Raw genomic sequence first — 13,123 nt, 5'->3', positions numbered from 1 at the left:
TTGATTTTCGTTCTTTTGGTGCTGAGCCACGTTATACCACGTTACCCATCTGGAATATAGGGAGGTACATAGCTACAATCAAGCCGCCGATTACCACGCCAAGTACGGCCATGATCATTGGTTCTAGTAGGCTAGTTAAACCGTCTACCATATCATCGACTTCAGCTTCATATATGGTGGCAATTTTGCTGAGCATTTCATCAACCGCGCCCGACTCCTCACCAATGGCAATCATCTGCGTCACCATGTCAGGGAATACTTGTGTAGCGCGCATCGCAACATGCATTGGCATACCGCCCGCCACTTCTTTACGCATGTATAAAATGGCTTCGCGGTATACTGCGTTGCCCGATGCACCTGCGGCGGATTCAAGTGCGCCAATGAGCGGCACACCTGCTGCAAAGGTCGTGGCTAAGGTTCGGGTAAAGCGCGCAATGCTGGCTTTTTTCAGTATTTCGCCAATAACGGGAATTTTTAAAATGTTGCGGTCTACAGTATCACGCAGCTTTTGGCTTCGCTTATAGGTGCGCATAAACATAAAGCCCGCACCACCAATACCTATAGCAATGAAAATACCGTAGTCTTGCACGAATCGGGAAATAGCCAATACGAACTGGGTGAAGGCGGGGAGTTCAGCCCCAAAGCTACTAAAAATTTCCTCAAACTGCGGCACAACGAAAATAAGTAGAATAGTTGTAACAATAAAAGCAACAACCAAAACCGCAATGGGGTAAAACATTGCTTTTTTGATTTTTGATTTTAGTGCTTCGGCCTTTTCTTTATAAGTCGCAATTCTGTCGTAAATGGTTTCAAGTGCACCCGACTGTTCACCGGTGTAAACCAAGTCGCAATATAGATCGTCGAAATAAAGGGGGTGCTTTCTAAGGGCCGATGAGAGCGGGTTACCTGATTTAACCTCATCGGTAATTTCGCCTAAAAGTTTCCGCATCGACGAGTTGGCATGTCCCTGCGCAATCATATCCAAGGACTGAATAAGTGTCACTCCAGCGGCAAGCATGGTGGCGATTTGACGAGAAATGACAGAGATGTCGGCAGGCTTTATCTTCTGTGCACCACCAAACAAAGGTTTAGCGAGCTTTTTAACCTTATTGGCAGAAATGCCTTGGCGTCGAAGCAGGTTTTTTGCTTCTGAGAGTGATGTTGCGGCAATTTCGCCTTTACGAGCTTGGCCGTGACGATCCTTTCCTTGCCAAGTGAATATAGTAGCTGCCTTTGCCATTACCGTATGCCTTTAAAAATTGAAACAAAAAAGCCCAGTGTAGACCGGGCTTTTTCTATGCATTTACCTTGTTAGCAAAGTGTTGCAGGAGTACATGTTGCATCCCAAGTAACGCGACCGTCAGTTAGGTCAGGCTCTAACTCATATGTTGCCGCGTTGCCAGAATTGTCTTCGATACCTGAGTCAGGCGACGCAGTTGCAGTGATAACACCGTCGGCAGTAGCAACACCTACAACACTACCAGCAGCTGTTACATCAGTAGGAATACCGTTTGAGTTACCTGAACAGCCAGTAAGCGTGCCGGTAGTCTGCGCACAAATCTCAACTGCAGTCTTCGCAGCAGCCGTAGCATTGGTCACTTCAGTAAACTTCGCTTTTTGCGTGTAGTTTTGGTAAGCAGGAAGTGCGATTGCGGCAAGGATACCGATGATTGCAACAACAATCATTAGTTCGATTAGGGTGAAACCTTTTTGGTTTTTAGTATTCATGTTCATCATGGTTTTTCTCCGGGACGTGTATAACACGTAAAGTTTAAATCTAATTCAAATTGACGTTTATACCCGAGTCGTCCATTTAACGCCCCTGGTACTTGATACTCAGTATAGAATTTTATTTGTTACTGACAAGTATAGGCAAATATACCTATGTCTAGCTTTTTCAGTATGACACGGTTCGCCGCGCCTTGGCAGGCTTTATCACTTGAACTTTCGTATAAAAGTTAATGACTTAAGTGCGTATGTCTATCTATACACAAAAAGCATTATCGAGAAATGACTGAACAGAATGACGAGTAATCGTATTGTAAATTATACATCTACTCGGTGATTTAAAATCACTGTGCAACCTCAACCATTAAGGTCTCAGTAATTAAAGCCACAGTATAGGGAAGTGATAATTGCGATAACGTAAATTTCACTGAAACACTGTATCTTTATAATAAAACACGTGCAAAAAAGAAGCCGCGTTATAAAGGTGGAAGTACAAGGGGATAAGCAACACATTCGCTTACCTAATGTTAAATCCACCTTTACAGCTTTTAATTTGGCTCTTTATCTTTCTTGCTCTGCTATGACAAATTAATGCGCAGCGACAAATCAATGGCCTGAACGTGCTTGGTTAAAGCTCCAGATGAAATGTAATCTACGCCTAGCTTAGCGAGAGACGCCAGTCGTTCATCAGTAATGTTTCCTGATACTTCCAGTTTACATTGACCTTTGTTGAGCGCCACTGCCTGTTGGATCTGTTCGTTAGAAAAATTATCCAGCATGACAATGTCGGCACCTGCACTAAGGGCTTGTTCAAGCTCGGTTAAGTTCTCTACTTCTACTTCAACGGGCTTGCCCGGCATCATTGTTTTCGCTCGGCTTACGGCTTTTTCGATGTTTCCGCAAGAAAATATGTGGTTTTCCTTAATTAAGAATGCATCGAACAAACCCACACGATGGTTTTGACCACCACCACAACGCACCGCGTATTTCTGTGCGTGCCGCAAACCTGGCAACGTTTTGCGGGTATCGAGAATTTTAGTGTTGGAGCCATCTAAATACTTAGCGTAAAAGGCAGTAACAGTGGCGGTTGCCGACAGGGTTTGTAGGAAGTTAAGCGCCGTACGTTCTGCCGTCAATATCGCGCGAGCAGAGCCTTCCAAACTAACCAGTACGGTGTTGGCATCAACTTTGTCACCATCTTTTACATGCCACGTTAGCGACACCGACTCGTCGATTAGTGCAAATGCTTGATTTGCCCATGCGATTCCACAAACCACGCAAGGCTCTCGCGTAATAATAGTGGCTTTTGCATTGACGCTTTCATCTATCAGGTTCGCCGTAATGTCGTTTGCAGCAATTAATTCGCCGCCAAGATCTTCAATAAGCGCGTTCGATACTTGCTCTCGAATCGCTTGCATGTCTGGTGATGTCATCTTCATCGCTATGATCTATGCTATCTGTGTATTTAAAGGGTACGCAATATTAACCATTCTCCGCGCTGAGTAAACTCTAATTGGCGAAGAACACTCATTCCCAGCAATATATGGTCATCTTGCATACCGGGGTTTAAGTTTGCTTTTACATCGCGCACCACAATTTCACCAATGCGCAAAGTTTCAATGGTCGATTCGGCGACTCTTACCACGCCGTTAGCTGTGCTGGCTAACCCTTCTCGACCCGCTTTGAGTTGAAGCTTGTTAGCCAAATGAGCGGGAACGGCCACGTCAGTTGCACCTGTATCAACAAGAAATACGACTTCCTCACCATTAATATAACCTGTTGTCACATAGTGACCTTGGCGATTTTGCTTAAGTCGGACTTCGGTTTGTGAACCAATACGCTCTGATGTTGGTTCGCTATTTGGGTTAATTTGTTTTTCTAGAAGATCTGAGAAAACAAAAACCAGTAGACCAAAACCGCAAATCCAAGCAAGCGCAACCATCCATTTACCCGTCGACGCTGTCGGGTCTTGTTGTTCATTCATGCTTCTACCTTTCTTATAATAGCGGTGCACCGCTTTTCGTATTGCTAAATACTCGGCGTAATCTCTTAAGCAAAGGACTAACGTGCTGATTAGCTTATTAGAATGCAATGTATAGCCCTATACACTTATATCCATATACAATGTAGGCTATAACGCAGAAAATCAATTATCGAAGCAAATACTATGGTGCTTTACAACGAAGCAAAGTACACAGCAAGTCCGCATTATGATGCCCGTCCTGACAGCGCAGACGTTAGCCTGTTAGTGATACACAATATTTCACTACCTCCTTCACAGTTTGGTACGCCGGGCATTCGCCAATTGTTTACCGGAACCCTCAATCCTGATGAACATCCTTTCTATAGAGAAATTGCTGGGTTACGGGTCTCTGCTCATTGTGTAATTTATCGAACGGGTGAAATAGAGCAATTTGTGCCCTTTGAACAGCGGGCATGGCACGCGGGCCTGTCTTCATTTCAAGGCCGCAGCCGCTGTAACGACTATGCTATAGGTATTGAACTTGAAGGTACTGATACGTTGCATTACACCGATGCACAGTACCAAGCCCTTGGCGAACTCACTGATTTTATTACGAGATACTATCCTCGGATCACTTTAGGGCGTATCGTAGGCCATAATGATATAGCACCAGGGCGAAAAACTGACCCTGGTGCATCTTTCGATTGGGCAAGATATAGAATGCGCGTTGCTGGGTTTAAATAATTTAACTAATCCGCACTGCAGAAAAAAGGAAACTCAATACCTATGATGTTAATGAGCTTGCTATTAGTTCTCAGCCTCGAGCGGTTGATAACAAAAACACCTAATTGGCATATTGAAAAGTATGCCGCTCAATATCGTGCTTTTCTTCAAGATAAAGGGTTGATTAAGTTTCAAGAAGGAAATGAAGGTGAGGAGGGGAGTAAAAAGGCCTCATCCACAGCACTTTATTTCTTTCTTTTACTTCCCGCTGTAGTGCTGGGAGCAATTGAATACTGGGTACTTGGCGCATTTCTTACGTTTATAGAGCAAAGCATAATTTTGTTCATCTGTATTGGCTGCCCTGCATTGCGAGCCGTCTACAAGAGTTTTTTGAATGCTGCTGACCGAGGTGACCTTCAGGCGTGCAGTATGTACACCGACCAATTAGGGCATTGTGCAAGTCAATCAGACAGTGACGGAAGTGCGGGTACAGAAGGCAAAACTTTTGGCCAACACCTTACCTGGCTTAACTATCAACACTATGCCGCTGTGATGCTGTGGTTTATTGCTTTTGGTGCACCTGGCGCGCTGTTTTATAGCTTGAGCCGAAGCACAACCGAGGCATTGTGTGATGCAAATCACCCTTTAAAAGCCGCTGCGGGAAGATTGATGTTTGCGCTTGATTATATTCCTGTTCGCGTGACCGCTTTTGGCATGCTGATGATGGGACATTTCTCACGAGCGTTGCCTGAGTGGATTAAGTATGCACTTCAGTTCGATGTACCTGCATACGATGTGCTTACACAAATTTCTTCGAAAGCTGAGATTCTAACGCCTGATGAACAGCAGTTGCAGGCTGAAAATGCAGCAATAGAACCGAAGGTGCTTGTAAAGTTAGCAAAACGTAATGTTATTTTTCTTCTTGTAATAACATCAGCGCTCACGCTTGTAGGCAGTCTTGCATAGTCATTATTTTTAACATTTACTAGCCTACTTGGCTTAGAAGGGCGTTTGGTCTATTTATTAATTGTATGTAGATCAGGCGCTTTGCCCCTATTACTGCATTCTCCCTTCCTCATCAGACCAGTTTGCGGTTACTGATTTTTCTTAACAAATTCAACAATAAAGCTTAACACCCAGCAAAAGGTAAATGCTTTGCTATGCTTGTGAGTATTTACCTCGAAATCGATCTGCCTTAAACTAGATAGGTAAAATGGTATTACCAATTGTGTTTGTGATTAAATATTCCACGATTATTTTTTACATTCACCGCTCTTATAACGTCGCTATTGTTATAGAGCACGGCTTAAATAGAAGGATACGTAGCGCGCATGCGGCAGCAGCGAAAAAAACTCTCTGATGTGATTACCGAGCAACTCGAGTCAATGATACTCGACGGTACGTTATTGGCGGGTCAGAAATTACCGCCAGAGAGAGAGCTTGCGCTTGAATTTGATGTATCGCGCCCTTCGCTTAGGGAAGCCATTGGTAATTTACAGGCACGTGGGTTGGTAGAACGTAAGCAAGGCGGCGGTACGTTTGTTAACCGCAACCTTAACTCAGCCATGACAGACCCCCTAATGGACTTAGTTAGCCAGCGTCCTGAAACTCAATTTGATTTGCTTGAATTTCGTCATGCGCTTGAAGGGATGGCGGCGTACTATGCGGCACTTCGTGGTCAACCTGAAGATTACAACGCATTGAAGCAAGCGCTGAACGACGTACCTACGCCTAAAGCGCACGAAAGCAAGCGTGCCCAAGCTGAGGCGCTAGGACAGTTTTATATCATTATGGCAAGAGCATCACACAATATGGTGTTGTTGCACGTAATGAGCACCATGCAAAGCATGCTGGTGGACAATATTGAACGAAACTTTGACATGCTGGCAGCGCACCCTGAAGCGGTGGAAGACATTGCTAAGCAGCGTCGTGAAATTGTAGAAGCCATTGCTTCTCGCGACCCTGAAGCTGCGCGTCAGGCATGTAATACGCATTTGGCGTTTATTGAAAAAACGCTATTAACCATTAATCAACGCGATACCCGCGTACAGCGCGCATTGCGACGATTAGAGATTTAGTTACTAGTCTGACCTTTTATAAGATAAGGGCTAGATAGCTATTCATTCGCAGAGGCCGGTCAGGTTTTTCCTGTGCCACTGCAAAAGCAGGTGAGCCAGATTGGGTCACTGTGAGTACAACGTAATTTAGTTTTCCTTCTTTCAGCGCCTTTAAGAGTAGAGGCAATGCTAAGGGAGGATTTTCTATATAAGCAAAAAATAGGATGGCACCATGTCTGATATGATGCACCAAGATGTAGATCCTCAAGAAACTAAAGAGTGGATTGATGCGCTTGAGTCGGTTTTAGAAGAGGAAGGCGTAGAACGCGCCCACTATTTACTCGAAAAACTTATTGATAAAGCTCGTCGCAGCGGAGCGCATCTACCGTATGACGCAACTACTGCCTACATCAATACTATCCCAGCAGCGCAAGAGCCAAAAATGCCTGGTGACTTGACCATCGAAGCGCGCATCCGTGCGGCAATTCGTTGGAACGCATTGATGATTGTATTGCGTGCATCTAAGAAAGACCTAGAGCTTGGTGGTCACATTGGTAGCTTCGCATCATCGGCTATGCTTTACGATGTTGGCTTTAACCACTTCTTCAAAGCGCCTAACGAAAATCAAGGCGGCGACTTTATTTTCGCTCAGGGCCATATTTCTCCAGGTATTTATGCGCGCTCATATATGGAAGGCAACTTAACTGAAGAACAGTTAAACAACTTCCGTCAAGAGTGTGCTGGCGATGGTCTGTCGTCTTACCCACACCCTCACTTGATGAAAGACTACTGGCAATTCCCAACCGTATCTATGGGTCTTGGTCCACTTCAAGCTATCTACACAGCGCGCTTCCTTAAGTACCTAACTAACCGTGGTATCAAAGACTGTTCAGGTCAGCGTGTTTACTGCTACATGGGTGACGGTGAGTGTGATGAACCAGAGAGCTTGGGTGCAATTGGTCTTGCTTCTCGTGAAGGCCTAGACAACCTAACGTTTGTTATCAACTGTAACCTTCAGCGTCTAGACGGCCCGGTACGTGGTAACGGCAAAATTATCCAAGAACTTGAAGGTACGTTCCGCGGCGCTGGCTGGGAAGTAGTGAAAGTTATTTGGGGTAGCTACTGGGATGAGCTATTAGCTCGTGATAAATCTGGCAAGCTAATTCAGCTTATGGGTGAAACGGTAGACGGTGAATACCAGAACTGTAAAGCCAAAGGCGGCAAGTACACCCGTGAAAACTTCTTCAACAAGTATCCTGAAACAGCGGCACTTGTTGCGAACATGTCTGACGACGACATCTGGCGCTTGAACCGTGGTGGTCACGATCCAGTTAAAGTATTCGCGGCTTACCAAAAAGCCATTGATACGAAAGGTCGTCCAACGGTAATCCTTGCTAAAACGGTTAAAGGTTTTGGTCTAGGTGCATCAGGCGAAGCACAAAACGTAGCGCACAACGTTAAGAAAATGGACGTTGATTCAATCAAAGCGTTCCGCGATCGTTTCAATATTCCTGTAGCAGACGAGAAAATTGCTGACCTGCCATACTTCAAGTTCGACGAAGACAGCGAAGAAATGAAGTACCTTCGTGAGCGTCGTGAAGCACTAGGCGGTTACTTGCCTTCTCGCCGTGAACAGGCTGAAGAGCAGCTTGAAATTCCTGAGCTAAGTGCATTCGACGCCATCTTAAAAGGTTCAGGTGACCGTCAAGTATCGTCAACCATGACGTTCGTACGTGTACTTAACGCGCTATTGAAAGATAAGAAAATTGGTAAGCGTATTGTGCCAATTATTCCTGATGAAGCCCGTACATTTGGTATGGAAGGCTTGTTCCGTCAGGTAGGTATTTACGCCAATGAAGGCCAGAAATACGTACCGCAAGATGCCGACCAAGTAGCTTACTATCGCGAAGATAAGAAAGGTCAGGTATTACAAGAAGGTATTAACGAGCTAGGTGCAATGGCATCGTGGGTTGCGTCGGGTACATCTTACTCAACGTGTAACGCTACCACTATTCCGTTCTACATTTACTACTCAATGTTTGGTTTCCAACGTGTTGGTGACCTTGCATGGGCGGCAGGCGATAGCCAAGCACGTGGTTTCCTTTTAGGCGCAACTGCGGGTAGAACCACACTTAACGGTGAAGGTCTACAGCACCAAGACGGCCACTCACATGTTCAAGCGAACCTAATTCCTAACTGTATTACTTACGACCCAACGTATGGTTACGAAGTAGCAGTTATCGTTCAAGACGGTCTACGTCGCATGTACGGTAACAATGAAAATATCTTCTATTACCTAACGTTGATGAACGAGAACTATCAGCACCCTGCAATGCCAGAAGGTGATGATGTTGCTGAGCAGATCATTAAAGGTATCTACAAGCTTGAGCGTGTTGAAAACGACAAGTCTAAGCTTAACGTACAGCTGATGGGCTCAGGTACTATCTTGAACGAAGTGCGTAAAGCGGCCCAGATACTATGCGAAGACTACAACGTATCTTCTGACGTTTACTCAGTGACCTCGTTCAACGAGCTAGCGCGTGAAGGCCAAGACGTAGCACGCTGGAACATGCTAAACCCGGAAGCTGAGCAAAAAGTACCTTACATTGGTCAGGTAATTACGAAAGACGCAGGTCCTGCGATTTCTGCCACTGACTATGTGAAGAACTACTCAGACCAAGTACGTGCGTTCATCGAAACTGAATACCGCTGCCTAGGTACAGACGGTTTCGGTCGAAGCGATAGCCGTGAAAACTTGCGTACTCACTTTGAAGTTAATGCGTCATACATTGTGGTGGCATCACTTTACGAATTGGCTCAGCGCGGTGACGTTGAGAAGAAAGTGGTAGCAGAAGCCATTAAGCGTTTTGAAATTAACGCTGAAAAACTTAACCCACTTTACGCGTAAGCCAGATAAGGTATTTTACATATGTCAGATATTCAAAAGATTATCGTACCCGACGTAGGCGGTGACGAAGTTGAAGTTATCGAGCTATGTGTTGCCGTAGGCGACAACATTGAGGCTGATGAAGGCGTTGTTACTGTTGAAAGTGACAAGGCGTCAATGGACATCCCAGCACCGTTTGAAGGTGAGATTGTAAGCCTGACTGTATCAGTAGGCGATAAAATCAAAGAAGGCGATGTGATTGGTGAAATGAAAGTTGCCAATGGTGACAGTGCCGATAAAGGCGCGTCTGAAGAAAACGCTTCAGATGAATCTTCTAAAGAAGATGCACCTAAGCAAGAAGAAGCACCAAAAGACGAAAGCAAGTCAGAAGCAGCGCCAGCTGCGTCTGGCAGCAGCGAAGTAATTGAAGTTGCAGTACCGGATATCGGTTCTGACGACGAAGTAGACGTAATCGACGTATTGGTTTCAGTGGGCGACACCATTGAAAAAGAAGATGGGCTAATTACCCTTGAAACCGATAAAGCAACCATGGACGTTCCTTCAACACACGCAGGTACGGTGAAAGAAGTATTCATCAGTACTGGCGATAAAGTGAAAGAAGGTACGGTAGTGATCAAGCTGGAAGTAGCGGGCTCAGGCTCGTCTTCAAGTGAATCGGCGTCTAGCGATGCTTCTTCTGAAGCATCTGCACCGGCTGCGCCAGAAAGTGCAAAGCAAGAATCAGCGCCAGCGGCGTCTGCAGGTAGCGAGACTATCGAAGTTGCTGTACCAGATATTGGTGAAGACGGTGAAGTTGACGTTATCGACGTACTTGTATCAGCTGGCGATACCGTTGAAAAAGAAGACGGCCTAATTACGCTAGAAACTGATAAAGCGACCATGGATGTGCCGTCAACACATGCAGGTACGATTAAAGAAGTCTTTATCAAAGCGGGTGACAAAGTTAAGCAAGGCACCTTGGTTGTTAAGCTTGAGACCAGCGGTGGCTCGTCTTCAAGTGCAGCTGAAAAGCCTGCTGAAGCGCCTAAGCAAGAAGAGACTAAACAAGACTCACAGCAAGACGAGACTCAACAAGCGTCACAGCAGGAAGCCTCGCAAGGTCGCTCTCCTGTGCCTCCAGCGCCAGAAGCCAAGAATACAGGTAAAGCACATGCTTCTCCTTCGGTTCGCCGTATTGCTCGTGAGTTTGGTGTAGACCTTACTCAAGTTAACGGCTCTGGTCCTAAAAACCGTATCTTGAAAGAAGACGTTCAAGCCTATGTGAAAGCTGAGCTTGCGAAACCTCGCACAGCAGCAGCTTCAGGCAGTGCTCCTGTGGGCGACAGCGTACTTCAAATCGTTCCGGTTAAGCCTGTTGATCACAGCAAGTTTGGCGAGATTGAAGAACAAAAGCTTTCTCGAATTCAAAAGATCTCTGGACCGTTCTTACACCGTAACTGGGCGACTATCCCGCACGTTACGCAGTTCGACGAAGCAGATATCACTGAAGTTGAAGAATTCCGTAAAGAGCAAAACGCTTACCACGCGAAAATTAAGTCTGGTCTTAAGATCACACCACTAGTATTCGTTATGAAAGCGGTAGCGAAAGCGCTTGAGAAATACGAAGTATTCAACTCATCACTGTCTGACGACGGCGAGAGCTTAATCATTAAGAAGTTTATCAACATTGGTATTGCGGTTGAAACACCGGGAGGCCTTGTTGTACCTGTTATTCGTGACGTGAATAAGAAAGGTATTGAGCAGCTGTCTCAAGAGCTTATTGAAACATCTAAGAAAGCCCGTGAAGGCAAGCTTAAAGCGGCTGACATGCAGGGTGGAACGTTCACTATCTCTAGTCTAGGTGGTATTGGTGGCACGGCGTTTACGCCTATTGTAAATGCACCAGAAGTCGCCATATTAGGTGTGTCTAAGTCTGAGATGAAGCCTAAGTGGAATGGTAAAGAGTTTGAGCCGCGCTTAATGGTGCCGCTAAGCCTGTCATACGACCACCGAGTCATCGATGGTGCGGTAGGTGCAAGATTCTCTACTGAGGTTGCTGCAAACCTAACTGACTTACGCAGAATCATACTTTAAATAAAAGGTCGAAAAAGTTTACAATATCAGTAACATTTTCGACGATTTTATAAGCCCATTTGGTGGCATTTAGGTTATGCTATTACACAAAAGTAATAGCATGACCCTACAAGAACAGGATTGAGGTTCACAATGAGCGAAATTAAAACGCAATTGGTGGTACTGGGCGGCGGCCCTGGCGGTTATTCAGCAGCATTCCGTGCGGCTGACTTAGGTATTGAAACAGTTATCGTAGACTCTCGCGACACGCTTGGTGGTGTTTGTCTTAACGTTGGCTGTATCCCTTCAAAAGCCCTTCTTCACGTTGCTAAAGTGATGAAAGAAGCGAAGCACCTTGCTAGTCACGGTGTATCGTTTGGCGAGCCTACCATCGATTTAGATAAAATCCGCGAATACAAAGACGGCGTTGTTAAGCAATTAACAAATGGCCTTAGCGGTATGTCTAAAATGCGTAAAACCAAGCATGTACAAGGCTTCGGTAAATTTACAGGCGCAAACACCCTAGAAGTAAAAAATGGTGACGACGTTACTACCATTACTTTCGAGAAAGCGATTATCGCTGCGGGTTCTGAGCCAGTAAGCCTACCGTTCATCCCAGAAGATGATCGTGTAATCGACTCAACTGGCGCACTGGAAATGAAAGACATTCCAGAGAAAATGCTAGTACTAGGCGGTGGTATCATCGGTCTAGAAATGGGTACTGTGTACGAAGCACTTGGCTCGAACATTGATGTAGTTGAATTCTTAGATCAGCTAATTCCAGCAGCTGACAAAGACATCATGAAAGTGTTCATGAAAGACTACAAAGACAAGTTTAACATCATGCTTGAAACCAAAGTGACTGCGGTTGAAGCAAAAGACGATGGCTTGTACGTAACATTTGAAGGTAAGAACGCACCTGCTGAGCCAGTGCGCTACGACAAAGTACTTGTTGCTGTTGGTCGTAAGCCAAATGGTAAGCTAGTTGGCGCAGATGCAGCTGGCGTAAACGTTGACGAGCGTGGCTTCATCAACGTTGATAAGCAAATGCGTACTAACGTTGACCACATCTTCGCAATCGGTGACCTTGTAGGTCAGCCAATGCTTGCGCACAAAGCGGTTCACGAAGGTCACGTTGCAGCAGAAGTTATTGCTGGACAGAAGCATTACTTCGACCCACGTGCTATTCCTTCAGTAGCGTACACTGAGCCAGAAGTTGCTTGGGTTGGTCTAACTGAAAAAGAAGCGAAAGAGCAGGGCGTAAGCTATGAAACAGCAACGTTCCCATGGGCTGCTTCAGGCCGTGCAATTGCATCTGATGCAACTAACGGTATGACTAAGATGATTTTCGAAAAAGAAACGGGCCGCGTAATCGGTGGTGCTATGGTAGGTACCAACGCGGGCGAAATGCTTGGCGAAATCGGCCTAGCTATTGAGATGGGTGCTGACGCTGAAGACGTAGCATTGACTATCCACGCTCACCCAACGCTTAACGAATCAATTGGTCTTGCGTCTGAAATCTTCGAAGGAAGTATTACTGACCTGCCAAACCCGAAAGCGAAGAAAAAGAAGTAAATTAGCTTCTTTGTTCGAACTACGAAAAAACCGCTCATTGTGAAGTGACCCCATTAAGTTGGACTCATTTCTAAGCGGCAACCAAGGTCTGATTTCGATATTGTATCGGACTCAGGC

10 protein-coding genes are annotated in these 13,123 nt (G+C 45.5%); 6 read left to right on the top strand and 4 right to left on the bottom strand.

Going from position 1 to position 13,123, the window contains the following annotated elements:
• Positions 1–31: 31 nt before the first annotated feature.
• From QME20_RS16520 to QME20_RS16505, 4 genes are all read right to left on the bottom strand, one after another.
• Complete coding sequence (locus QME20_RS16520) at positions 32–1,240, bottom strand: type II secretion system F family protein (protein WP_281716271.1); 1,209 nt, start codon at positions 1,238–1,240, stop codon at positions 32–34.
• A 71-nt stretch (positions 1,241–1,311) separates the two neighbouring features.
• Complete coding sequence (locus QME20_RS16515; RefSeq protein ID WP_281716270.1) at positions 1,312–1,737, bottom strand: prepilin-type N-terminal cleavage/methylation domain-containing protein; 426 nt, start codon at positions 1,735–1,737, stop codon at positions 1,312–1,314.
• A 569-nt stretch (positions 1,738–2,306) separates the two neighbouring features.
• The gene (gene nadC, locus QME20_RS16510; RefSeq protein WP_131138172.1) at positions 2,307–3,161 is read right to left on the bottom strand and encodes a carboxylating nicotinate-nucleotide diphosphorylase; all 855 of its coding nucleotides are present in this window, start codon (positions 3,159–3,161) and stop codon (positions 2,307–2,309) included.
• A gap of 32 nt (positions 3,162–3,193) precedes the next feature.
• Positions 3,194–3,712: a TIGR02281 family clan AA aspartic protease gene (locus QME20_RS16505; RefSeq protein WP_014950400.1), complete on the bottom strand. Its 519-nt coding sequence runs from the start codon at positions 3,710–3,712 to the stop codon at positions 3,194–3,196.
• A gap of 183 nt (positions 3,713–3,895) precedes the next feature.
• On the opposite strand from QME20_RS16505, the gene ampD reads away from it, so the two are divergent.
• The 6 genes from ampD to lpdA all read left to right on the top strand — a co-directional run bounded on the left by ampD (position 3,896) and on the right by lpdA (position 13,006).
• On the top strand, positions 3,896–4,435 hold the full coding sequence (ampD, locus tag QME20_RS16500) for a 1,6-anhydro-N-acetylmuramyl-L-alanine amidase AmpD (protein ID WP_075176912.1): 540 nt from the start codon (positions 3,896–3,898) through the stop codon (positions 4,433–4,435).
• A 42-nt stretch (positions 4,436–4,477) separates the two neighbouring features.
• Positions 4,478–5,380 carry a beta-lactamase regulator AmpE gene (gene ampE, locus QME20_RS16495; protein ID WP_278344526.1) on the top strand — a complete coding sequence of 301 codons (903 nt, stop codon included), beginning with the start codon at positions 4,478–4,480 and terminating at the stop codon, positions 5,378–5,380.
• A gap of 365 nt (positions 5,381–5,745) precedes the next feature.
• Positions 5,746–6,492, top strand: coding sequence for a pyruvate dehydrogenase complex transcriptional repressor PdhR (gene pdhR / locus QME20_RS16490; protein ID WP_014950397.1), 747 nt, complete (start codon positions 5,746–5,748; stop codon positions 6,490–6,492).
• A 211-nt stretch (positions 6,493–6,703) separates the two neighbouring features.
• Positions 6,704–9,379, top strand: a complete 2,676-nt coding sequence (aceE, locus tag QME20_RS16485) for a pyruvate dehydrogenase (acetyl-transferring), homodimeric type (protein ID WP_239218153.1) — start codon at positions 6,704–6,706, stop codon at positions 9,377–9,379.
• A 21-nt stretch (positions 9,380–9,400) separates the two neighbouring features.
• Complete coding sequence (gene aceF / locus QME20_RS16480; protein WP_281716269.1) at positions 9,401–11,452, top strand: pyruvate dehydrogenase complex dihydrolipoyllysine-residue acetyltransferase; 2,052 nt, start codon at positions 9,401–9,403, stop codon at positions 11,450–11,452.
• Positions 11,453–11,584: 132 nt separating this feature from the next.
• Positions 11,585–13,006 (top strand): dihydrolipoyl dehydrogenase, encoded by a 1,422-nt coding sequence (lpdA, locus tag QME20_RS16475; RefSeq protein ID WP_014950394.1) that lies wholly within the window; start codon positions 11,585–11,587, stop codon positions 13,004–13,006.
• Positions 13,007–13,123: the final 117 nt, after the last annotated feature.

The sequence above is a fragment of the Alteromonas sp. CyTr2 genome, from assembly GCF_947311905.1.
Taxonomy (GTDB): Bacteria; Pseudomonadota; Gammaproteobacteria; order Enterobacterales; family Alteromonadaceae; genus Alteromonas; species Alteromonas macleodii.
The sequence above is the reverse complement of the archived record's forward strand: the minus strand, read 5'-3'. Positions and strand labels throughout refer to the sequence as shown.

Coding starts and splice junctions, on each gene's coding strand:
- ampD (WP_075176912.1), top strand. CDS start 3,896: ATGGTGCTTTACAACGAAGCAAAGTACACAGCAAGTCCGCATTATGAT.
- QME20_RS16520 (WP_281716271.1), bottom strand. CDS start 1,240: ATGGCAAAGGCAGCTACTATATTCACTTGGCAAGGAAAGGATCGTCAC.
- nadC (WP_131138172.1), bottom strand. CDS start 3,161: ATGACATCACCAGACATGCAAGCGATTCGAGAGCAAGTATCGAACGCG.
- aceF (WP_281716269.1), top strand. CDS start 9,401: ATGTCAGATATTCAAAAGATTATCGTACCCGACGTAGGCGGTGACGAA.
- ampE (WP_278344526.1), top strand. CDS start 4,478: ATGATGTTAATGAGCTTGCTATTAGTTCTCAGCCTCGAGCGGTTGATA.
- QME20_RS16515 (WP_281716270.1), bottom strand. CDS start 1,737: ATGATGAACATGAATACTAAAAACCAAAAAGGTTTCACCCTAATCGAA.
- aceE (WP_239218153.1), top strand. CDS start 6,704: ATGTCTGATATGATGCACCAAGATGTAGATCCTCAAGAAACTAAAGAG.
- lpdA (WP_014950394.1), top strand. CDS start 11,585: ATGAGCGAAATTAAAACGCAATTGGTGGTACTGGGCGGCGGCCCTGGC.
- pdhR (WP_014950397.1), top strand. CDS start 5,746: ATGCGGCAGCAGCGAAAAAAACTCTCTGATGTGATTACCGAGCAACTC.
- QME20_RS16505 (WP_014950400.1), bottom strand. CDS start 3,712: ATGAATGAACAACAAGACCCGACAGCGTCGACGGGTAAATGGATGGTT.